Origin of the sequence: Methanosarcina mangrovi (assembly GCF_052057765.1) — an archaeon.
Classification (GTDB): Archaea; Halobacteriota; Methanosarcinia; order Methanosarcinales; family Methanosarcinaceae; genus Methanosarcina.
The window spans coordinates 4,656,394-4,680,276 of sequence record NZ_CP195120.1 but is presented as its reverse complement, the minus strand read 5'-3'; the positions used below and the strand labels follow the sequence as shown (position 1 = coordinate 4,680,276).

General features: G+C 44.4%; 16 protein-coding genes. 2 read left to right on the top strand and 14 right to left on the bottom strand.

Annotated elements, in window-relative coordinates; all coding sequences use genetic code 11:
- Positions 1–1,211: 1,211 nt before the first annotated feature.
- From ACSAZL_RS20605 to ACSAZL_RS20595, 3 genes are all read right to left on the bottom strand, one after another.
- Complete coding sequence (locus tag ACSAZL_RS20605; RefSeq protein WP_440946422.1) at positions 1,212–1,976, bottom strand: A24 family peptidase C-terminal domain-containing protein; 765 nt, start codon at positions 1,974–1,976, stop codon at positions 1,212–1,214.
- 161 nt (positions 1,977–2,137) lie between these two features.
- Positions 2,138–6,472: a NosD domain-containing protein gene (locus ACSAZL_RS20600; RefSeq protein WP_440946421.1), complete on the bottom strand. Its 4,335-nt coding sequence runs from the start codon at positions 6,470–6,472 to the stop codon at positions 2,138–2,140.
- Positions 6,473–6,829: 357 nt separating this feature from the next.
- Entirely contained in the window at positions 6,830–7,939 is a 1,110-nt protein-coding gene (locus tag ACSAZL_RS20595; RefSeq protein WP_440946420.1) for a hypothetical protein, read from the bottom strand.
- 121 nt (positions 7,940–8,060) lie between these two features.
- Between ACSAZL_RS20595 and ACSAZL_RS20590 the strand changes: the two genes are divergently transcribed.
- On the top strand, positions 8,061–8,702 hold the full coding sequence (locus ACSAZL_RS20590) for an RAD55 family ATPase (protein ID WP_440946419.1): 642 nt from the start codon (positions 8,061–8,063) through the stop codon (positions 8,700–8,702).
- Between the two features lie 140 nt (positions 8,703–8,842).
- On the opposite strand, the gene ACSAZL_RS20585 is transcribed toward ACSAZL_RS20590, so the two are convergent.
- From ACSAZL_RS20585 to ACSAZL_RS20535, 11 genes are all read right to left on the bottom strand, one after another.
- Entirely contained in the window at positions 8,843–10,192 is a 1,350-nt protein-coding gene (locus ACSAZL_RS20585) for a type II secretion system F family protein (protein ID WP_440946418.1), read from the bottom strand.
- Positions 10,189–11,352 (bottom strand): type II secretion system F family protein, encoded by a 1,164-nt coding sequence (locus tag ACSAZL_RS20580; protein ID WP_440946417.1) that lies wholly within the window; start codon positions 11,350–11,352, stop codon positions 10,189–10,191. Before ACSAZL_RS20580 ends, ACSAZL_RS20585 begins: the two co-directional genes overlap by 4 nt.
- On the bottom strand, positions 11,349–13,211 hold the full coding sequence (locus tag ACSAZL_RS20575) for a type II/IV secretion system ATPase subunit (protein ID WP_440946416.1): 1,863 nt from the start codon (positions 13,209–13,211) through the stop codon (positions 11,349–11,351). Before ACSAZL_RS20575 ends, ACSAZL_RS20580 begins: the two co-directional genes overlap by 4 nt.
- The gene (gene pstA, locus ACSAZL_RS20570) at positions 13,204–14,013 is read right to left on the bottom strand and encodes a phosphate ABC transporter permease PstA (protein WP_440948922.1); all 810 of its coding nucleotides are present in this window, start codon (positions 14,011–14,013) and stop codon (positions 13,204–13,206) included. Before pstA ends, ACSAZL_RS20575 begins: the two co-directional genes overlap by 8 nt.
- A gap of 88 nt (positions 14,014–14,101) precedes the next feature.
- On the bottom strand, positions 14,102–15,082 hold the full coding sequence (gene pstC, locus ACSAZL_RS20565) for a phosphate ABC transporter permease subunit PstC (protein WP_440946415.1): 981 nt from the start codon (positions 15,080–15,082) through the stop codon (positions 14,102–14,104).
- A 95-nt stretch (positions 15,083–15,177) separates the two neighbouring features.
- A complete protein-coding gene (locus ACSAZL_RS20560; protein ID WP_440946414.1) occupies positions 15,178–16,131 on the bottom strand; it encodes a PstS family phosphate ABC transporter substrate-binding protein in 954 nt (317 codons plus the stop codon).
- Positions 16,132–16,729: 598 nt separating this feature from the next.
- On the bottom strand, positions 16,730–17,539 hold the full coding sequence (locus ACSAZL_RS20555) for a formylglycine-generating enzyme family protein (protein WP_440946413.1): 810 nt from the start codon (positions 17,537–17,539) through the stop codon (positions 16,730–16,732).
- A 418-nt stretch (positions 17,540–17,957) separates the two neighbouring features.
- Positions 17,958–20,237, bottom strand: a complete 2,280-nt coding sequence (locus ACSAZL_RS20550) for a hypothetical protein (RefSeq protein ID WP_440946412.1) — start codon at positions 20,235–20,237, stop codon at positions 17,958–17,960.
- A gap of 52 nt (positions 20,238–20,289) precedes the next feature.
- Positions 20,290–20,502 carry a hypothetical protein gene (locus tag ACSAZL_RS20545; RefSeq protein WP_440946411.1) on the bottom strand — a complete coding sequence of 71 codons (213 nt, stop codon included), beginning with the start codon at positions 20,500–20,502 and terminating at the stop codon, positions 20,290–20,292.
- A gap of 199 nt (positions 20,503–20,701) precedes the next feature.
- Entirely contained in the window at positions 20,702–21,064 is a 363-nt protein-coding gene (locus ACSAZL_RS20540; RefSeq protein ID WP_440946410.1) for a hypothetical protein, read from the bottom strand.
- A gap of 28 nt (positions 21,065–21,092) precedes the next feature.
- The gene (locus ACSAZL_RS20535) at positions 21,093–22,055 is read right to left on the bottom strand and encodes a PhoU domain-containing protein (RefSeq protein WP_440946409.1); all 963 of its coding nucleotides are present in this window, start codon (positions 22,053–22,055) and stop codon (positions 21,093–21,095) included.
- Between the two features lie 762 nt (positions 22,056–22,817).
- On the opposite strand from ACSAZL_RS20535, the gene ACSAZL_RS20530 reads away from it, so the two are divergent.
- A complete protein-coding gene (locus ACSAZL_RS20530; RefSeq protein ID WP_440946408.1) occupies positions 22,818–23,849 on the top strand; it encodes a PEGA domain-containing protein in 1,032 nt (343 codons plus the stop codon).
- The last annotated feature ends 34 nt before the right edge of the window (positions 23,850–23,883 follow it).

Genomic DNA, 23,883 nt, shown 5'->3' with positions numbered 1-23,883 from the left:
CGAATACGAACTTGAAGCCAGACAGTAAGAAAATATCAAGATTAAAGGCAACGGCAACGGCTTCGGTCAAATATGTGGAAACGAACAGCCATCAAAATCCGATTTCAATCTCAAAAAATTCTAATTATCCGCAGACTTCACAGAACCCTAGTTTCCTGTGATTCAACATAAATAAAAAAAATATATAAAGATTCTCCATGTATAATATAGATAAGTATGTAAATAATATACGTATGGAATTTGAGAAGTTAGCATATAGTTACTATACAAAATATTGATAATAAAAGAACAACATCAAGAAAGAAATGAATAAGATATTTCTATCTCAGCGTGAAGATTAAAGATTTATAAAACCTATTTTCTTAATTAATCAGAAAATTAGAACTTTAATTAATATAAAAGACTTAAAAAGAGATTTTACATAAAAATAATTCATTATTATCCTTTTAATAGGTAAAAAAAGTTGAAAAACACTTAACTTCGAAATTTGCATTAATAGATTTGAAATTATGCCACTTGAGTGGTATTTTTGTGGATTCGGGACTGGAAGTTAAAACTACTGGAGAAAATGCTTTTAAAAATTAAAATTAAAGATTTTTATTCTCTAAACAACAGATAAGCTGCAAACTCGCCCACTTTATTCAAAACCACCGTACCCGGGACCAAAAAATAAATCGCCGTTTAGCGGAAAAATATGTAATATTGAAAATCGTGAGCAGGAAAGATTTTGAATATATAAGGTAAACCACAAACTCAAGAAGACACTGCCCAATTTATCAGATACACACTGAAGATTGCTATTTAGTTGAAGTTAGTACTATGTAGAATATTCACAAAAAATATATATAACACTATGTTCGTAATATAATTTGTAGGTCAGATCCGTAACCGCACTATAACGTGGATCTCGAATAAAGCGGCTTAGTGCAGTTATGCGTCTGAATGTGAGAGCTTGTCAATTTTTGAACAGACCGTTTTTTCCAGGCTGCAGGCGTCTACTCCCCTGCAGCTAACAAGATCAATTTTGATTTCCTTTATAGACTGGCTGATGCGAGGTTTGTTTTTCGGAACCGTGTACATTTACCGTGTACATTGCCGTGTACATTTACAGTGTACATTTACAGTGTATATTTAATACGTTTTCAGACATTCAGTCCAGTTTTATAAAATCAGGCCGTGGAGCCTGCTGTATTATAGATTCAGGATTTAATTCAGCCCAGTATAAGACGCATGATAATATAAAATATAAAATCCCCAAAAATAATTGAAGTTATAAAGCCCACTGTAATTGAGAGCATAAAAGGCAGGCCAGGGGTAACCCAGATATCTTTTCCGATTAACCCTTTTTTCATATATTCTTCAAGTTCAGGCTTCTGATTCGCATCAAAATCAAGCCCTGTCCTTGCAAACTTCCTGATGACGGCCCCATTTTCATCAAGCTCGAACTTTTCAAGTAGACCCAGATGCTCTTTGTTTTTCAGGGAAGAAATCTCTGTTCTGTACCCGATGAACATGTAAAGGGGTTTTTTTAGCATTTCCGGGGAAAAATGCAGAAGATTATAACAGAACATCCCGAGAGGGACAAGAGTTGTCAGCAGGAGAGCATTTCCCAGGACTGTTAAGGTAAAAAGTCCTATCAGAGGTTTTCCGAGCAATGGGTAGGTCTCTTCCGAGAACTGGAAGATAGGGTACAGAGGGAAAAGGATTGAAAGCACTATAAGCCCTTTTGCATCCCCACCCCCGAAAGCTCCAAGGTGGAAGAGGATATAAACGGAAATAAAAACGATCACTCCCGAAAGGAACAGAGCTTTGAGATAGGGGGTCCCGCCCGTAAATATCTCATAAATTACAAACACCGAACCCGACACCAGCATGTATTTCCAGACCCTGTTTGAGACCCTGCGGATTTTCAGGTCTGAGTAGCACGAATAGAGCAAAAAAGGCATTGTAAAGAGTATTTTGAGGATTTCGATCATGGGAACACGTTTAAAATGTTTTTGTGAGCATTAGCCATCTTATTCAAGGGTCTGCCGAAGAACCCACGAGAGAGGTTCTTCAGCTTTTTTAGTCTCCTCGGCAGTCCTGGTACTTTCGGATTCTACAATGGACTACTTTATTAAGGGGAGTTTTCTTCACCTTAAGGCTTCGGTTTATTTAGTTGAGATATAAAATCCCTGTATGACTCTTTTTTAGCAGAAGCTTCCTGTTCTTCAGCAATTTTGTCACTTTCGGATGCTTCATCCAACTTTGAAGCTGCTGCAGACCCCGGCAAAGTTACTTTCGCATTTCCTGTTTCGGAAGATTCTCTTTCATCCGTTCCCGAACCAAACGATTCGCTTTCTCCGAAGATCACATTTCTAACTTTACCTGTGACTTTATTTCTGACAGGTGGAACGGCAAGCACCAATCCGATAATTAAAGCCGGTACTATAAAAATAAAGAAACTTCCTCTTTTTCCGGAAGAGTTTCCGGTTTCGTTTTCTTGAATGCCTGCAACCTCCGGCACTTCATATGCAGACTTTTCTTCCCGGGAAACGGTCTTAATAACGGTTTTTGGCCCTTCATTATAAGAAAAAACTTCTGTTGACTGGAGTTTCTTTTCAGAACCCGTGATTGCAAAAGGTGAAAATCCGGGCGTTTTAGCCTTGAAATAATAAAATGCTCCGTCTTCTCTAACCTGCGTAGCAGGAAGTGCAGTCCAGGAGCCTTCATTGTACCTGTGTAAAGTGATGGTGGACAGACTTATGTTGTTATCCCGTATCCAGGCTTTCTCTATTTTAAACTGTATAGATGCATTTCCGATGCTGTCAGGAGTTACAACACCACCTGAACCTACCCAGATATTGAGGTTTTTATAGACCTTTCCTTCAGGAAGGGACGTAACTAAAGTTGATTTCCCTTTGAGCATCTCAACGAATGTACTGACCTTGCCAAAAGACCTTCTGGCATCAAATTCAATAGATGAAACAACGGTCACGCCTCTCGGAAAAGCAAACTTCACATGAGTGCCACTGATAACAAATTGCTGGTTGAGCTCTTTGACCTCAACGTTATCCTGGTCCTCCGGTGAAACACTTCCTCCACCGCCTCCCCCGGAAGAACTCCCACCTGAGGAACTTCCACCTGAAGAGCTCCCACCCGAACTGCTCTCCTCCTCACTTTCGTCTTCGGGTGCCGATGTAAGGGACATAAGCGATGCTACAAAAGAACCTTCAGAAGAGAGGCCTGTAGAAGAAATTCCCGTAAATTCAAAGGACGAATCCAGAGTGCTGTTGCTTGTCGTTAATCTTTCCGCGTCTCCGTTACACCAGCTCATAATTATGAATTTTTCAGGGCCACCATCGGTATCGACATAACCCGAAGGTGCGGTCATGACAAGACTTGCATCACTTATATCAATTCCTTCTAACCCATTCTTTTCGATGATAAGGGAGTACGCAACCCTGTTAAGGGAAAGGGATGAAGCATCAAGTGAACCCTGGAAAGCCTGTTCTATGCTGCTGTTCGGAGTTCCGGGCACAAGCCCGCAGGTAATCCCTGCATCGGAATTTAAAAGTGCGGAAAGCTGTCCGTTGAGATTGGCACTGAACGAAAAGCCAGCAGTTAAATCATCCCCGAGTTTTGACGATTCCGGGGTTTTTTCCAGCTTTACATACTGGTATTTACCTTTAAGGTTGCCGTCTGCATCCTCCTCGAAACCGTTTTCCGAAAATATGTACAGGTTTATTCCTTCAAGCCGGACCAAAACCGCCTTATCGACCAGTTCGACATTTTCATAACCGGATTTGATTACGATTTCCTTCGTATCTTCGTTCAGGCTCACAACATATTTTCCTATTGAAAGGGAAGAGACAACCGGTTCTGCGACAAAGATCCGGGAAGTTTTGTATGCCGCTGTTTGGCCATTGCTAACCGTTAAATTGACGGTATATTCTCCGGCACTGCGGTATATGTGGTCAACAGAGCCGGTATAGGTACCGTTTATATTATTTTGTCCGCTCTCAACAGAGGTCCCGTCTCCGAAATCCCAGCTCCACTGGATCGGCCAGATTATGCTTGATGAAGATGCCGTTAAGCGAACCGGCAGAGGAGCAAGCCCGCCCGTAAAATTAGCCGAGAAATCAACACGGGGGGGCACCCCTGCAGGATTGGAAAGCGGAAGATAATCAATGTTGTTCTTGCCGATAGTGTATGTCTGTCTGCAGATGTAGTCCTCACCCACATCCGTGCAGGTCTGGCTAAACCCGGTTCCCTGTAGAGTTTCCCAGTAATTCCCTCCAAGCATGGGGCCACCAATTATGTTTACTCCCACTATTGCTGTCGTACTCCAGGTGTTCCCGGAATTGTCCGTTCCCAGGTTTACATTGTTGGTGTTGTTAAAGTAATTGTTGTAAATCAGGTTGTCACCGGAAGAACTGAAGCCGATTCCGGAGACTTCATTTTCCGTAATGGTGTTATTGATGACCGTGTTAGAGTCGGAGTCGGAAAGGTAGATGCCGTTATTTGTGCTTTTACTGACAGTATTGCCGTCCAGAATGTTTCCGGAAGACGCCTCAAGGGAGAGCCCGTCAAAGTTATTCCGGACAACATTATTCAGTATCTTCGAATTGCCGGTATTGTAGAAAGAGATGCCTCTGGGGTTTCCCTTCAGGACCAGATCCTTTACGGTAATGTTATTACAATCGATGCAGTACACCGTTCCGGCATTGGAAGAGGAACCGATTTCTACGTCCGATTTATCGCAAAGATAGTAAACAGGTTTTCCTTCCACGGTATTGCCGGTACCGATTTCATTCTGAAGGGTGCCGCTATCCTTAAAGTTGTATGTATTGGAGGACATACTGTTATTCAGGAGAGTATTTCCTTCGGAATTGCTCAGGCAAATTCCTGCAGAATTTTTTGATACGAGGTTGTTGCTCAGGATACAGCCCGAGACTCCGTCAAGGTAAATCCCGGACGAAGAATCCGTACCAGTTGCTCCTGTTATAGAAAATCCCCTGATGACCGCCCCGCTTGAGCGCACATTGAATACGTGCGTTTCCGGGTTACTTGCAGTGACTATTGTATTTTTTGGCAGTTCCGAGATGGCTGCTATGGCAAGTTCCTTTGTAATCTCTATGTTTTCACTGTAAGTTCCCGGATAAACAGCAATCGAGTAGCCACCGGATGAGGCACTCACAGCGTCCTGAATTCTTGTATATCCTTTTTCACCCGAAGGGTCTACTATAACAGTCCTTGCGAGGGGAAGGTAGTCCACGTTGCCGTTCGCACCTGTACCGGTGAGGTCATACTCAGAATCAAGAAAACCATCTCCTGTAAGGTCACGGCCGACCTGGCTGAGCCCCGTACCGTCCGGTCTTGCCCAGAAGTTCCCGCCAACAAACGGGCCACCGGCCACGTTTATCTGTTCGGCTTTAGTTGTGCTCCAGCTGTTTCCTGTATTCGACCCCTCAAAATAGGTGTTCTGCGTGTTACTGAAGTAATTGTTGAAGATACGGTTGGAATTAGAATTGCTCAGGCAGATCCCGCGACTGTTGCTTATGATCCTGTTGCCGTCAGTCACCCGGTTGTCCCCGGAAGAACTCAGGTAAATTCCATAAAGCGTATTCGAACTTATAGTATTGTTTTTGAGATAATTGCTGTTGCTGGCAGCGCTGAGGTAGATCCCATGTCCTCCATTAGTATCTACTATGTTATTCACCAGGTTATTGCCTATGCACTGGTTGTCTAACAGGAAGCCCGCTCTGGTATTCGAACTTGCCAGGTTTCCGGTAAGGGTATTGGTGTTACTATTATCTTTCAGCCAGATGCCGTTCCGATAGTTGGAAGAAACCGTATTGTCTGTAAGTTTGTTATTAACCGAACTCAGCAGGTAGATGCCTGTGCCCGAATTTGAGCTTACCGTATTATTACTCAGAACGTTACTTGCTGAATTGTCCAGGTAGATGCCCGTATCCGAGTTTGAGCTTACCGCATTATTACTCAGGGCGTTGCTTGCCGAACTGTCCAGATAGATTCCATACCAGTTGCCGGATATGATATTGTCCTCTACGGTGCAGCTTTTCACCCTGGAGAGGTAAATCCCGGAGTACGGGGAATTCTGATTCGCCCCGCTAATAGTAAAACCACTGATTTTTACATTATTTGCATTCACATAGAAAACGTGGTCTCCCGAAGAAGAAGCCCGGACAACAGTATCAAGAGGGTTGCCTGAATACGACCTGATGGTCAGCTGCCTGTAAACGTCCACGTTCTCAACATGAGTACCGGGATAAACAACTATAGTAGCCCCATCACTCGCAGCATCGACTGCTGCCTGGATTGTGCCGAAGAACTCTCCTGTATCCAGGTTTTGTACCGATTCATTGGCCCCGATAGTATCAACCGCACCGGCATACTGCACCAATGGCAGCAGCACCATACCGGTCAGTGCAAATAAAATTAAGTACCTGTTTTTTGCAAAAGAAACCATTAGCTATCCACCTACCCATTCCACTGCATATTTTGAAAGTTTAGAACCAGCATGAAGTCCAATTTTTTAAAATCCCATCCCGAATTGACTGGATATAAGCTCGGAAATTATGAAATTCAATATATAGTATTAATAGATTATATGTATCTATACAAACTAAATCCTTACTTCCTGATTTTCTAAGGATATTTCAGTTAAAGTATATTGTAATCCTAATAAGGAATTTTCATCTAAATAAATTCATCTATTCTACTGAAGCAAATGCCCGGAGAGGTTAATTTTTGAAAAGAAGAAATTTTTTGAGAACTCAGGTCAAAATAAATAAAAGGCTGAAGGAAACCGATTTACACTCACAGTTCAGGGAATAGTTATGTTTCCCGAAGTCTCGCTGAGCTTTGAAACCATGCCGGTATCGTCTGTGACTTCAAGGTCAATTGTGAAAGGGGTATCGAGGAGGTTCAGAGCAGGTCTTACCTTGATCCCTCTCAGAGGCGCATCTCCTTCATCAAAACCATACACCTTTGCACCTGTGCCGTTATAGATAGCCCATCTGTAGCCGGTTATAAACCCGTCGGAGTCCGGGTCATAGGAGTCTGAAGCATCGAACAGGAGATACTGATCAACACTGCCGTTTGGCCTCAATTCGCTTTTGTACTGCACTTCAGCAAGAGGTATGGGAGGCACAAACATTTTCTTATATACGTTTATCCTGTCAGAGATGATTTCAACGGTTATGGGGTCGTTTTTTGATACCTGCATGGGTCCCATGTTACCGCCAAGGAAGGTTGTGTATTCGACGGTATAATTTGTACCTGGTACAATGCTATCATTAAGAAGGGTGAGAATAGAACTATTTTCGTCTACAGTAAAATCGGAACCGTAATTAAAAGAAGCAGTAGAATTGTAAACCCTCACCAGGTAGCTGAAGTCTGAGTATGCTTTATCAGGAAGGTTATTTAGAGACACATTTACAGGTGAAGAGGATAAAGGGGTTATATTCTCGGAAGTATGGATACCGCCGATATGTATCTGCCTGGCCTTCCCGGCAGGAATTTCTGCTCTGCGTCTGGAATCAAAAGTCATCGGATAATCGGTACCGCTTATCAGGAATGGCTCCCTATTTTCGTCTATGAGGCAATAGTTCATCATATAGTTCCCGTTTATACTGACGGCGCTTACCCTGGAATCGAGGATGTCAAGGTTAAGGACGGTAATATTAAGGGAATCCCAGTAGGAAGAGTAGAGAGGGTAATCGGAAGCTGTGGGCTGAATGGAGACTATTTTCAGGTTTTCGTTCTCTGAAGCCTCAATTGCGCTCTGTCGATCCATGGCATTTTTTTGAGCCACCGAAATCGAAAGTGCAAGCGCGGATACAACTGTGATTGTCACGAGGATGATGAGCAGCGTCCCGAACACAACAGTTGCCGCTCTCTCGTCCTGAAAAATCCCTCTACCCTTAAAAGACATGTTAAAAAAAGATATATTTCAAGATTATATATCTTTTCACAATAATCTATGTAGTACACTGAGGTTCTATCATGAATACATGTGAAAAGAATATAACTCAGGAAAACATGGAAAAATAACAATGTTGCTCAAAAGTTTAGGATTGGGGGAACTTCCAAAAAATTCCTTACTGCTCGTTGAAGAAGACCTTGGCGGGACTAAATCCGTCTTTCTTCAGCGGTTAGTACTCGATTCTCTGAAAAAGGGACAGAAGGCTCTGTATATTTCCACAAGATACTCGGCAGAGGAAATCCTTGAAGAAATAGGGATCGGGTTGAGAGCAGGTGAGGAAATGCAGGAACTGACTGTTCATGGGGATTTAGGAAGCAGAGAATCCCTTGTTGAGATTTGCAAGTCCCTTTCAGCACAGGGTGATGCCAGACACGTAAATATCTGCGTTGTTGATACATTTTCTTCCCTTTTCATGGAAGAGAACCTGCATTGCCTTATCAATGACCTGAAACTGCTTCTGAAGACGAGCAGAAATTGCAATATCACATTCTATCTCGCTTCGGATATGGGAGTGCTTCAGGGAAGAGAAGAACATATCCTGCGTTCCATGGTAGACGGGATAATCCAGTTCCGGACCGAGTACCCGGCAGGAAAAATTAACAGGTTCATCAATATCCCTAAAATGAGGGGAGTCCCTCCTATCGAAAGGCTGATACCCTACAAGATAAAAGAGGGCACTATTTCACCGGATACGAGGGAAAGGGTCGGTTAAGGGTTTACTGCTATGTAAATGGTTCAGAAACTACTGCCTGTGAGAGGCAGGTTCTGACCACAGTTCTGCGTTATTTTCTCCATCATTTTTTATCCAGAACTTTCTTTTATCTGGAACTATTTTGCTCCTCCACTCCAGCATTAAAGTTGTTGAACTGTCACAGTCGCGGAATTGTACGATCTTCCAACCGTGGCTTTAACTATGTAGACCCCTTCCTTTTGTGAAGGGACCGGTTTAACCCTGAATATTCCTTCATTATTTGTTGTCCCGCTGGTGACCGAACCCCCTGGGGAAATGCTCATTTTGACCTCCACGTTCTTGGCCGGGTTCCCTTCCATATCTGTGACATTAAAAACTACAGGGTCCCTGAGAGGTATACCTGGCATTACTATCTGGTCTCCGCCGGATTCGACTGTAATATTATAAGTCTCGATAGGAGCTACTGGCAAGATGATCATCACACAGGCAATATAACTGGCTGCAAGCAAAAGGTTTGTATGTTTCAACCCCTGCTTCAAATCTCCCTCGGTAATCATCCCGATAATCATGCCCCCGAAAAGTGCATTAAGGGTGATCATGTGGAAAAAACCCTGCTTGAAGTCAATATCCGAAGCTCCCTGCCCGCCCAGCATTGCCATGCCTGTCCCCTGTACAAGGGGCAACAGGGAGGTTGAGAGGATGTATACGAGCATGACCATTATACCCTGGGCAAGATAGAAAACTACGGCATATTGCTTCAGGTTGTTTTCTTTTTCCCTTTCAAGCGAAATGACGGCGCGCATGTCTTCTGAAGTCCTGAAGACAAGGTCAGCTACATTTCCTCCTGTATGCGCTGCCTCGACAATGATATTGATGTACTTCGCAACCAGCTTGCTGCCGATCGCCTCATTCAGCCGGTTCATGGAGTACTCAAGGGAGTGCCCCAGTACCAGAAACGAAGCGCAGTCCTGGACTTCTTTTTTGATTGATCCCAGTTCCCCTCGCGAGAGGGCTATTACTCCTTTGACAGGGTCTATGCCTCCCCTCATCAGCTCGGAAAGTTTGTAGAGGAACTCACTGAAGGCAACTTCCTGTTTTCTAAGCTTCCTTTTTTGTATTAAGACATCAACAGAATAGGGCAACGTTGCAATTATGAAAGCAATGACAAGCATCTGATCCATATCAGCTTTGGACTTTTCTTCCAGAGGCAAAGTTCCGGCTCTTGACACGTTTTCTTCCACTGCTGCCGTGCCACCGCTTTCCTGAGCTTCTATCTCTGCTATTAGCTGCTCGTATGCATCCATTTTTTCCGCACCTGCCCCGCTTGCAGAACTACCTGCTTCTCCTACAGGAAAAGTATGCCCTGCGAGCAGGGCCCACGAAAGGAAGAGGATTGCAAGGAAAATAGGCACTCCTAAGGTTACATGTTCCCTTTTGATATTGAACCTGACTTTTATGACGAAGAGATAACGCTCGATAATCAGCTTTTTTTCCTCAAGATTCAAATTCATACGACACTCCTCGAGTATTTCATCCAGAGCATGAGGATAAACATGAGATTTATGAAAGGCAGTGCAAAATAGACGAAGAAGTTAAACAACTGGCGCGGGGTCATTATTTTAAGGTCGATCCCAAGGGCGCTGCAGATTACGATCATGAGCACCACAAGCACCACACTCATAACGATGCCGCTGAGGTAGCCTTCCCCATAAATGGAAAGTGAGTCAACGAAGGCTTTCTGGGCCTGCCGACGCATCTCCATGAGCTCTTTTGATTTCAATTCAAGGTAAGCCTGCAGCCCTCCTCCCGCCTGCATGGCATTGGAAAGGTCTATACAGACCGCTCTCAGGTGTTCGGAAGAAGTATTCTGGATCAGGTATGACATCGCAGTATTCCCGTCTTCCCCGAGAGCATCAATCCTGTACATTACTTTGGAAAGCTCTCTGGAAATTTCCCCGTAGTCTTCCGCAGCTACCCGCCTGATTACGTCCAGAGGTTGGGAACCTCCGCTTGCAAGGACTGACATGTAGCTGAGGGCAAAAGGGATCTCATGCTGGATATTCATATTTTTGTTTGAGACCTTGTTGTAAAGAGCGAAAGGAAAACCTCCGAGGCTCAGCCCCAAAGTAAGAAACGTAAGGGAGAAAACGTAAACAAAAGCGTTCGGCATGCCGTAAAACAAAACAGTAGAGATGATGAACATAAAAAACGAGACCAACAGCGAGGTTATAATTGCAAGGGAGATGAACATCCCGGGAGTTATCTCAACGTCTGCCTGGTACAGGGACTTTGCAAGGTCGGTATTCGGTTTTCTGTCGAAATAGATCCCGAAGCGATAGCAGAAATGTTTATATTTTTCAGCAAGATTCGGCTTTGCTTTATGGCCTGCGGGCTTACCGGCCGAAGCCTTTCCGGCCTGAGCTTTCGGGCCTCCAGAAACCCCTTTTTCCTTTTTAATCTTTTTTATGAACCCGAAGGGCTTTAAGGGCTTTTTTTGACCTTTTCCTTTGCCTTTTCCCTTGCCTTTTCCGGCACTTATACCGCCTGTACTTTCAGCGGTGTTTTCAACACCTTCAGCGTTATTTTCAGCCCCTTCAAGGCCTTTTTCTCCGAAAGCCCCCCTTTTCGGGCCATTTTCGGACGAATCGGAGGGTAAACCGGGTTTGCTCACTTCTTATCCTCCTGAGCGTTCTGCATCCTCACATAGTCCTTGACTGCACTGGCTACTTTTGCGTAATCCAGGATATCGTTCTCATGGAGCCACTCAAGCACTCTTGCACGGGTGTACATTTCCTCAACAAGGCCTTCTTCGGAGATCCCGAACTCTTCCTCGATGTCTGCAAACATCGCGCTGCTCCCGCCGAACTCATATGTATCGTCCGCAGCATTCCACTTGAAGACCGGGTTCGTTACCAGGTCGCCTTTTTCGGGGTCAAGTTCCACGATTTCTACGATGCGCATAACCCTTCTTATGAAATGTTCCCCGTGCTTGACCATGGCGTTGAAGATCACCACGTCCAGGCTTGCAAAAAGGTTTCTGGGCACGTTCATGGGCTCGGACTCTACCCTTGAGAGCAATTCCTGAATGCTCCCTGCGTGGATTGTCCCCATACAGGGGTGCCCAACCGAGATTGCCTGGAAAAGGGTGTTAGCTTCTTCTCCTCGGACTTCACCCACGAAGATGTATTCGGGGCGCTGCCTGAGGGCTGCTTTCAGGAGGTCATAAAGTTCGATGTCTCCTTTAGCCTTGCCCCCTCCCTCATTTCCTCCGAAACCGATCCTGGTAACGGACTGCGTCCAGTTCGGGTGCATAAGGTTCAGTTCTGCGGTATCTTCTATGGATACGATCTTGTACTCGTGGGGGATGAAAATGCCAAGCGCATTGAGGGTGGTGGTCTTTCCCGAAGCCGTCCCTCCCGCTGCAAGGATGGAACGCTTGCGTTCGATAATTATCCAGAGGTAGGCGAGCATGAGGGAATCGAAGGTTTTGTACTTCATAAGGTCGATACAGGAAATAGGGTTGGACTTAAAGCGCCTTATCGTAAAAGTCGAACCTTTCTTTGTGACCTCACGCCCCAGGGTCAGATTTGCCCTGCTCCCGTCAGGAAGGGTTGCATCCCTGATCGGCTGAAGGAGGGAGATGTGCCTCCCCGAGATCTGGGCGATCTTCATGACAAAGTTATTGAGCTCCACTTCCTCAAAAGTAACATCGGACTTGATGGACCCGTAGAACCTGTGGTTGATATAAATATAAGTACCGGGCCCGTTGCAGGTGATATCTTCCACATAGGGCTCATTCATGAGGATGTCAATTTTCCCGTACCCCATATATTTTTTCATTAGGTAGTAAAACATCTTGTCCTTCTGGAACTGAGTAAGTTCAATCCTGTAGATCCTGAGAATCAACAAAAAACGGTCCTCTAACGCCTTTTTCCGCTCCTTTTCGTCCACGATCAGGATTTCCGAAGAAGTCATCCTCTCAAAAGCCTTTTCGATGATGTTCAGGTATTCCTTCTCTCCCCCGATCAAAGGGGGCTCGATCCCTTCATGGACAAGCTCCTCCCCATTAAAATGGACCCGAGCATACTGGAAAGGCGCTTTTACCTCGTAAGTCACATCAATATCCCTGAGAGAAATCCCGTATTTTGGGAAGGAAATTTCTCCAGGATCAAAGCCGGGATCTTCGGAGTCCTCAAATTTGGGATTTAAAAGCTTCCTGGCACCCTTCTTAAGGCCGACCTTTACCTCCCCCACATCCGTATCAAGCACGACACTCTCAGTCTCAGGGGACTTTCCCTTCTTAGTCCCATCTTTTTTGAACAGGTTTTTCAGACTGAACTTCGGCTTCTTCTTCTGTGAAGGGATGCCGGGCTTAACAATTTTTTCGGAAGCTTCCGGCTCTACAGGCTTCGTAAAGCCGCTTTCCGAAGGGTCAACAGCCTCGACTACATCCGAAGATGCCGAAACTTCCTGGGCAGCAGGCGCCTTTTTTCTGAAGAATTTTCCTGCGCCAGTCCCGAAATCATCCAATCTTTCTCCTCCTCAGAAACATGCGTGTCGTGAAATTGATCAGCATGACTATCAGGATCAATACGAAGGCGGCCCCGAAACTTTCGGAAGGCGATACCATATTTGGGAATTCAAACCCGTGGTAAACAGTTATCGGGAGAGCCGCAACAAGGTCTTGAAAAGGATAAATCTTTACACCGAAGATGAACTTGTCATTGGGGACAATTTTCCATTCAGGGAAAAACTGAGAGTAGCCGGCAGTCAGCACAACCACTGCGGACTCTTCGGCAGCCCTCCCTATGCTGAGCAATATGCCTGTAATAATCCCAGGGAGAGCGTAAGGAAGAGATATTTTACTGATGGTCTCCCACCGGGTCGCTCCAAGGGCGTAGCTTGCGTCTTCAAGTTCCAGCGGTACGCTTTCGAGGGCATTTTCAGCCGCTTTTTCCATAACAGGCAGGACAAGTATTGCAAGGGCTATTGTCCCTGAGATTAAGGAAAATCCCCCTGTAAAGTACCGCATCTGGATAACAAGGAAAAGGAACCCAAAAAGCCCGAGTACAATAGATGGTGTGCCTGAAAGGACTTCGAGCAAAAAACTGAAAAAATCGGTAAAAAAGCCCTCTTTTGCATACCTTTTAAGGTAAATTGCAGTCCCTATTGCGAAAGGGACGGCAAGAAGGGGAGAGAGGGTTGAAAGCAGGAGAGTTCCCACAATAGCATTTCCTATGGCTCCTCCAAAGCCGAAGACCTGAGACTCGGAAGAGAATACAAACTCAGTGGTTAAAGAAGGAAGCCCCCTGATTGTTATTGTCCCGAGTATGAATAAAAGGGCCAGGACTACGGTTGCTGCTGCAAAATAGGATATACACGTGAAGATATTGCCCTTCAGAATTCTTAGATCCGTGCTGTTAATACCTATACCTCCTCACAAGTAATCTTGCAAACCCCGCAAGAAGGATTTCAAGCGCAAAAAGGACTGCCGCAATCCCGAAAAGGGCACTCATAATCTCTTGATTTCCTATACTCTCCCCTACATTTGTTACAATTTTGGTGGTCATGGGGAGGGTGTAGTCAAAGATTGAGGACGGGGTTTTGTTTATATTCCCAATAAGCATAACTACAGCCATCGTTTCTCCCATAGCTCTCATAATCCCGAGCACAATTGCAGAAAGTATGCCTCCTGAGGCTGCTGGCAGTACTACGTGCCTGATAGTTTCCCATCTGGTTGCCCCGAGAGCAAAAGAAGCTTCTCTGTATACACTAGGGACTGTCCTCATGGAGTCTTCCGAAATGGTAACGATAGTGGGCAAGATCATTATCGAGAGCACGACAGAGGCTAAAAAGACCCCATCGCCCTGCCCAGGAGTTACATCCTTCATAAAAGGAATAAAGTAAAAAATGCTGCTGATTACAGGGTCTATATACTTCAGGATGTCTGCGAGCACATAAAGCCCGAATATCCCGTAGACCACCGAGGGGATCCCCACGAGCAGCTCTATGAGAGGGCGAAAAGTCGAAACTACCCGTGGAGAGGCAAATTCAGAGAGAAATATGGCAGTAAAAATGCTTGGGGGTACGGCAAGGACAATAGTAACTGTGGTTACAATAAGGGTTCCCATAATAAAGTTTCGGATCCCGAAAGCCCCATTACTCCAAGAGCTTCCAGTGATAAAACTGGGCCCCTGACTTTCAAAAACAGGAATTGCAGAGTAAAATATGAAACCGATAAAATACAGGATAAGGACTGCTGTAAGGAGGACGATACCCAGAAAAACAGCGGAAGGAAGTTCATCAGGAATCCTGTTTTCAGTAAATTTTATTTTTTTCCCAATATGCAGACTAGGAATTCCGTTTTCAGCATATTTTGCTTTTTCCTCAAATTTAACCATTTGAAACCTCAAAAAATTTTCGAAAAAGAAAAAAAAGTTGGTTTGTATTAAGTAAACACAAACCATCACAAACCAGTAGTTACACTAATTTGTACTTAGAATTTGTAGTCATAGATGCTGTAGTAACCTGCATCGTGGAAGTAGTCAATTGCTGCAGGAGACATTGCAAAGTCAATGAATGACTTTTCTGCTGCAGATGGTGTGCCGAGAGTACAGTAGTACAGGTTTCTGCAAAGACCGGTTGGGAACACAGGGGTTTCGGTAGAGGCACCTGCTTTAATCTTTAATGATTTCTGAATGTTCTTTGGAGTCACGTCGCTGTTTGCACAGGTGATACCAATAGCTGTTACACCATCACCATCTTTCACAAATCCGTAATCGACAAAACCGATTGTAGGAGTAGTTGCAGCTTTAACGGCTGCATATACACCGGCATTACCGGAAGCGCCTTTAGCAGATGTGCCGTCAATAAATGTCTTGCTGCTGTTGCCGCTGATGTACTCAGAGAAGGTATCTTCAGTGCCGCTAGCTTCGGATCTCTGGTATGCTGTCACAGTTACACCACCGAGAGTGCCACTTTCGTATGCAGTCTTAACATCAGCTACAGATACGTTATCGGGGATTGTTGCAAAACCTTTACCGATAAGAACCACTCCACTACCACCGATTTCAAAAATTTCAATGTCTGGATGGCTTGCGGGGTCAACTTTTGCATAATCGGAAGAAGAACCGATGTCGAGGACACCCTGTTCACAGCCGGCTACACCTGCACCGGATCCGCCGCCCTGGACGGTTACTTTAACACCCTTGTGGCTTGTCATGAATGCGTCTGCAAGGAGTTCGGAGACAGGCTGGACAGTGGTGGAACCGCCGATAAGGAGTTCGGAGGATGATGCACTGGAGGTTTCGCCAGCGCTTGCTTCGCTGGAGACATCGCTGCTGAATGCGCCGAGTAATGCACCGACTGCTGCTGCGCCGATGATTGCGACAACAACCAGTACGAGTGTTGCTACGACTGGAGATACTGCTTTATCGTTCTTAAATACCATAATTTATTACCTATGAGTCCTAGTTTTTCGATATATTTTTAGGACTTATGCACTTGAAATCTAAACCAAGCACCTGTGAGTTTTCGAGATATGGTAAATTGATATGGTTGGAGTTTAAGCAAATAAGGGTTTGTTGGTATTGATTTCTCAGTTCAACTGCATAAGTCCTGAAGATACCATAAGTACCGGGGTTAACAACTGTAGATTGGTGACCCCCCACTTAGGGAGCTAAATCTTTTGCTCAGTCCTATAATTTTATTTGATCTATATAATGTTTGCACAAAGGGTATACATAAACGCATTTTTGATATAGAATAGACCATTTACTATATAGATTGTCATAGAAGGGAATTAGATAAGTAAAAAAAGAATTAAGAGGCAAAATCAACATCAAAAGAAGGGATGCCCTCTGGAGAAAGAGGGTTAAAGGCAGGAAAAAATATTGTGTGTTTCATGCCGGAAATTCCTGAAAGAATAAGGGCACTCAGTTAAAATTTAGTGGAGAGAGATACGGGAAAAAGGAGTGAAAGAGCCTTTCAAACCCTGCAAAAATAAATAAAGTTGAAATATGAAAGAAAAACCTTTTCAGGTGTTTTTTTCATGCGTTTTTTACCAGGCGGAAGCCGAGGCAGCTAACCCTTAAGTCTGCAGAGTTGCTCCCACGGAAGTTGCTTGTGCAGAGGTTGGGACCGTCGAGCCAGCTCCCTCCCCTTCCCACTACAGATGTCTGGTTTTTGTCTGACCAGGCACTGCCGTCAGAGGGTGCGCCCTCATAGCTGCTGTTCCAGCTGTCCTGGGTCAGCTCCCAGACGTTGCCGTACATATCATAGAGCCCCCAGGGGTTCGGGAGTTTCTGTCCTACAGGGTGGGAGGTCTCGTTAGCATCATAACCTGACCATCCGTATTCGATGAGGTCTTCATTTTCGTCCCCGAAAGAGAAGCGTGTAGTAGTCCCTGCCCTGCAGGCGTATTCCCATTCAGCTTCTGTTGGGAGGCGATATGTGTTCGAGCCTTCTTTTAGGTTTAACTTGAGGATAAACTGCTGTGCCTCAGACCAGAGCGCACTGTCCACGGGCAGGTCGTCACCTTTGAAATACGAAGGGTTGTAGCCCATGACTTCAGTCCATTCTTTCTGGGTGACCTCATATTTTGACATGTAGAACGGCTCCTGGATGGTCACGTTGTGGACAGGAGAATCGAAATCAAACAACTTTCCCTCATATGAAGGAGACCCCATCCGGAACTCTCCTGCCGGGATAAGCACAAATTCCATGCCGAGGGAATTGGTATAGTTTTTAGGAAGCTCTTTGGGTCCGTCATCGATACAACCCGAAAAGCCCACAATACAAACAAAAAGAAGAAAAACCGGAATTAACTTCAATAACTTTCGTTTTGGGGATAAAGACATTGCCTCAACACCTTTTCTGCTGCTATTATTTTGCAGGGCCCTTATACGGGCACCTGTTCACGGCCTGACTCCTTAACTGCCCCCAGAGGCGCCAGAGAGCCTGAAAAGGAGGCATACGGCAGCCTTCAGGATGGAGGAGGTTCAGGAACAAATTCGTTGAATACAAGCTCATTAAATCTGAAACTCATCTAATCCAAAACTCATATATACATGGACCCTTTGTTACCTACAAAATTTAAAAGTATTTAAAAGTATCAGATATTAAATACTTTTCTTATGAAATATATAGAAAAACCCTGACGCGGAAAGATTCCATACATATAATTTTTCTGTATAAATTTCCTGAAGGGCAAAAAAGAGAGGAAAAGTATGGGAAAGTATGCCCTCCGATCCAGCCTCAGGTTTCGCTCCCGGAAGTTTACTGGACCTCTTCATCTTCAGAAGCCGTCCCTGTGTCTTTTCCCCCGGGCAGAAGTCCTGTAACGAAATTCCTGATTTTAACGATAAGGGGTTCATGCTCTGAAATATCCTCGGTTTCCTCGGTGAAGTCTGACGGTTCGGAATCTCCTTTCCCGCCGGGCAGAAGTCCTGCAAGGGAATCCTTGATTTTGTCAAGGGTTGATTTAGGGGGTTCGGGAAGTTCTGCCGGGGAGTCTTCGAGCGTCTCGACAGATTCAGGCTCTATCTCACTTACCCACCGCTTTGCTATGGGGTCCCAGTCTTCTGCCCAGTCTCCGGCCGAAGCATCCCAGTTTTCGGAGGTTACTTCCCAGCTGTTTTCGTAGTAATCCCATTGCTGCATGACTTCGGCTCCGGACTTGAAAAAAGAGGAGAAAACAGTCCCTTTGTAGTTATTCCGGTCCGTGAAGTCCACCTCTGCATACGGGAGGTCCATATTGCGGAGATTTTCGGGCTCAAGAGAGTATTTCAGGTCGTAATATTCTCCGGGCTGCAGGGAAAAAGCTGCTGAAACGGACGTGGAGTCCTCTCCCTCGTCGATTTCAAGTTCCCATTCTTTGAGAGGAAGGGTGGAGTCCTGCATCTGCCCGTTGCGCCATAAACTGATGCTGTCTGAGACAAGTCCGGCTTCCAGTGGCACCAGGTCGCTCAGGCTGGCGGAGGCAGCCCTGTCCCCGTCGTTCTTAACCGTGACAGCGACATCAACCTTATCTTCCCCGGAACTTTCGAGAACTTTGTTGACAACTATATGGGGCCCGTGCACCGTAAGGGAAACGGAGTCCGATGTTTCTGAAAGGTTGTACCCGTAACATTCGGCACTGACTGAAAAGCCTTCGATCTGATAGGTGTCTGGTCGGGTAGGGACAAGGATATAGTATACATTGTAAGACTCCTTACCTGAGATGGATTCTGGGAGGATATCTCCAAGTGTAACGGAGTCCGCATTTTCGGGAATCTGGATAGATACCCTGCCCAGGGAGGAACCAGGCTTATTCCCTGAAATTCTGGCAGGTTTCCCGTTCCTGTAAGCTTCGGCAACGAGCAAGCCCTCCGGCACAGAGGGGAGTACAAAACTCAGGTTTTCCAGAGGATAGCCCTGGAGGTTATAGAGAGCTTCCCTGAGTACACAATAGCCCTTGAGCCCGTGAACCTCTGAATCCTCTATGTACCAGGAACTCATGAAAATTTCTTTGTCTTCAGAGAAATGGACGGTTTTTTCGGTGGAATTAGATTCCGATTCTTCCTCATTCGCCTGAGAAACGCCTTCGAGAGAGAGAGAATATGTGTAGAGCTTCCGGACAACATTGATGTCCGGATCTGGAGGACTGCAGGAAAGGGTTTTATTTCCCTCATATTCATACCCGAGAATATCGTCTCCTGTAGCGATCGCAGTAATGTTACATGGCTCCATTTCCAAGTGCGAATTAATATCTTCCCAGGAAGGAGCTGTCACGGTAAAGTTGATTGAACGCTCCTCGCCTTTTGCCAGCCACCCAAGGTCTGCATAGAGGTGGTTACCTTTACTCTGTATGTCCCTTTCCGAAAGGTTCTTCCTGCTGTTCGCAAGGTCAAAATTTGTAAGGTTCACATCAAGTTTAATGCTTTCGACCCAGGCATCCCCGCTGTTCTTAACCCTGACTACGATATCTTTTTCCCTTCCCGGAAAATAATCTGCCTCTTCGACAGATACGCCATCATAAGTCTCGGTACTTGATTCAACCTCGATTTCCAACTCGGGGTTTCCCCGTTTATAGTATTTTAATTGGGCATGAGGAGTACCCTGGCTGTCTTCGGTTATGTCGGTCAGTTCGATCTTCAACTCATGGTCAATCTGGCACCAGTTTTCGTCCTCTCCGGTTTTATCTGTTTCGTCCAGAAAAAGGATCTTATGCACGGGTTTGGCTCCTTCCTCAGCTTCTGCTATGGAAATATCAGCCATCGTATGCCCGAAGTTAAAATCATTGACCTTGAGGACGTAAGGGACAATCTCATATTCCCATGACTCGTTGATGACCTGAACCTCAAGCTTAGTTCCCGAGTACTGGGAGTCCATTGTAGTCGTCTTCCAGGCAATATCCCCGCTTCCAAATTCCACCCATTCGACGTCATCGGCTCCGGAATCTGTCACTGTGTCATTGGGGGCGTAAATTTGGTAGGCAAATACTGATGGTGCCAGCCCAACAATCAAAAATATATAAAGAAGATGGACTACGGCAGCCTTTGGTAAACCATAACTCATAAGACCAGACTCGACAAAAGTGCGGTTAATGCGGGTTAATTTGGGGCACAACTTATACTTGAGCAGTTTCCTTAGTCTCTTTTCTCTGAACTCTGTTGGAACGAACCCTGTACAGCACGAACACTAAAAGCATGTACATGAAAAGCCCTACAAACACCAGGAGCAGGACGTATGAATACCCCTGATATGGCGCATACCAGCAAGTAGAGTAAAAAGAGCATAATGCAAGTATTGTTGCAGCCAGCAGACTGAGTATTTTGTTCATCAGTTGAAGAACATATTATCAGGAAACTATAAACTTTGCACAAATGAATTTTATAGCGCACAATTCGTTAATTAGGGCTATATAGATCTCTTTATATTCATTTTGCCCTCCTCTGGAGCTGAATTTGGTTTTATTTATGGACCTTATTCATGCGGTTTAAACCCTTTTTCACCTGACCTTTTTGCCTCTGCCTGCCACCTCAGTTCGTTTTCTTGAGGACTTCGTATCCGAAAGCCAGGAGAGTTGTCAAGACCGAGATCATGGAAAGGGAAATCACGCTGTTGGAGTACCAGGGGTTCTGTACATACCAGGAGAGCCCACCGAGGACATGAGTTATGCTTATCAGCAGCACTACGGCAACTCCCACAAAGTAAATCTCGGAGTCTATCAGGAGACTCAACACAAAATACCCGGCAGCATAGTAGAAAAGAACCATTGCCCCCATGTAAGGGATGACAATGCCGTGCTCGACAGCAAAACGCAGGGTCGGGCTGAATTCATACTTGAGGATTAACTCTGTACTTCCTGCAAAATGAAAAGTCAGTAAATAGTCAGTAAGCACGGCAATACAGAGACAGAGGGGGACCAACTTATAATTGCGATAGATCGATTGTAAGTTTTGCGATATTTCTTGCATAGTCTTTTATCCTGCTAAAACTGTCGGTAATAATGTCAAGCGTTGGCTCGGTTGCGGACCTGTTCAGTACGAGCAACTCAGCCCCAAAATTTTCTTTTTCTTGCAATAAATTATTTGCAAGTTCGGTATCCAGAAGGCGGAGTGAATTTACACTGTCCTGGACAAACAGCCGGGTGAAAAGCCCGAACTCTAAGAGTTTTTCTGTTTCTTCCCCCGAAAAACTGGTTCTTTCAAGGTTATGTGCAATCTTTACTATAAGGCTCCCTATCCTTTCCAGCTCGCATGCAGCAAGCCGATAGTAGAAAGCTTCGATAAGTCTCAATCGATCGTTTTTCGAGGTCTTGTTAAGGTTAAGCCTAGAGACGATTAGTTTTGAGAGTAGAAAGAATATTTTATTCACATCTTCATCTCTGCGTCTTATATCCCTGATAGCTTCCGGATCCCTGGCTTTCAGAATCTCAAGAAGGTCATTGAACATCAGGAACACAAGGGAAGACATTCTCTTAAACCCGGCTTCAATTGTAAATTCGTCCATATCAAGAATGTCCTGGATCAAGATTCTGGAATCTCCGACTTCCACGATCTCATAGCCAATAAGTACCTTACAGAGCTCCTTAATTTCATTCTTGATTTCCTGTCGACCTTCAATTCCACTTATCTCAAGGAACTGGCAGCTCCCCATGATGTAGGCACCTATTATGTTCCTTTTAAGTTCATCCACGCTTTCTTTCATCACCAATCTTCTGGATGCTGTCGATTTTCTTAATGTGAGTGGAGAAATTACGAGAGAGCCGTCCTCCTGATACGATAGACCAACTGATGAGCCGGCTCCAAGAACTGATTTCGTTACCCATTTCTTCGGAAGTGTTAAAATATAAGTAGACTTTCCCGTGATCTGAACTTTCCGTGTTTCCATCTCCTACCCCATCCCAATAAGATTTTTTTATAGAAACTTAATTATCAATTTGATTCATTCAATTGGATTTACTCATAAAAAAATTCAATCTGTATTCGCCTCTTAATTTCTATAGACATGCCTATTTGATTCGGAACCACTCTGAAATTTTCTTGAGTAACAGTTTGAATATAATATTACAAATATTAAATTTTTTTGATACTCCGGGATTCCCCCGAACAGCCTGCAAACTTTCGAATAAGGGAGTTACAGGTTTTTTCGAATATTCCACCTTTTTCAAGATATGTACCTTTATTTTAGCACTGCTTTTCTTGACTCTGATACAGCTACACGAGTCAGATTAACCTTCAAATTCTCTGTAATGAGGAACGCATCAAGGTATTTTTTTATATTAATTTTTTAAATATGTACAGTTCCTCAAGTTGAACAGTGTCTGATTATTTGGCTCCTGATTAATAATACTATCTAGAAATGCTACATATACATATAAAGGAAAATCTTTATATAAAAATAATTTGTACCTCTCAATAACGGGTAATATCTCCCAACAACAAGTATTATCAGCCATTACTAAGTAATACATGAAAAAAAGTCAGTATTATTGGCAATTAATATATAGTTTCACTCGTCCGGGAGCTAATCGAACATTACCCACAACCCCAGACAAGTACTTTTTTAATACAAATTGTCGCCCACTCTGAAATCTTAAAGTGATTTGAAATGTTCGGCTATATATTTTGAAAATAAGCCCTGAGGGAGAAAATGGGTATTTACGATAAAATCAAAAACGTCTTTAAGTGCACAAAAAAGGAATTTATGCCCCCAAAAAGGGTTTTATTGTATTGTTTTGCTGCCCTGTTCCTTTTTCTGATCCTGATAGCAGCAACAGAATATTATATGCTGCCCATGGAAGCCAGAAGCGGGGCGGATTTTAATTTACGGAGTATCCATCCCCTTACGAGCTATGCGGACAGGGGGGAGACGGTACCTTTAAAGTTTAATGTTTTTACCCACTCTCCCGGGCTTTATGAGTTAAAGGTTTATTCTCCTGAGGGAAAATTAGTCTTCAGAAGCCTGAAATCTGTCCGAAAAAATGATTTTGATGCCTGGACAATCACTTCCGAGCTTGAGGCACAAGAGTTCGGACAGTATGCAGTAGAACTGTCAGGGATTTTCAACAAGAATGAAAATAAGTCCTACAGGACATCTTTCTGGATAGAGGAGTTGAGTAAGAGGCAGCAAAGATTTTCAGAATCCGAAGGTTCCGAAGGCAAGCTTTCTGCTGACTCCAGGAATAACCCCTCAATTACTGAAAACCTGATAGAGGAGCTGGAACCTGTAAGCTTCGAGTTTTCTGAAGATCCCGAAGATGATAGGCCTGTATCCCTGGAAAACGAATCAGTGCCGCCGGTAAATCTGACAGACAACGGTTCGATACCAGTTAAGGAACCTGGCAGTCTTTATATCAACTCGATCCCCATCGGAAGCACGATATACCTGAACGGGCACGATATGGGAAGAACTCCTCTCAACATCGACAACCTTCCGGTCGGAGACTATTCACTGATACTTGAGCTGGACGGATACGAAGCACTTGAGACAAAAGTAGACGTCCTTGCCGGGCAAACCACAACGGTTTACCAGCCCTTAGCGAAAATTCAGCCTTCGGATGACACGAAAAAGCCTTTGATAACTGCCCTTCATATAAAAGCTTTCATCATTTTCATGATTGCAGGCTTTTTTGTGTATGTTATAATTGAAGTATTGCTAAAAGATGCGAATAAAGTCCGATGAACAGAGACTATAGAGCAGATTGCTGAAAAAATTT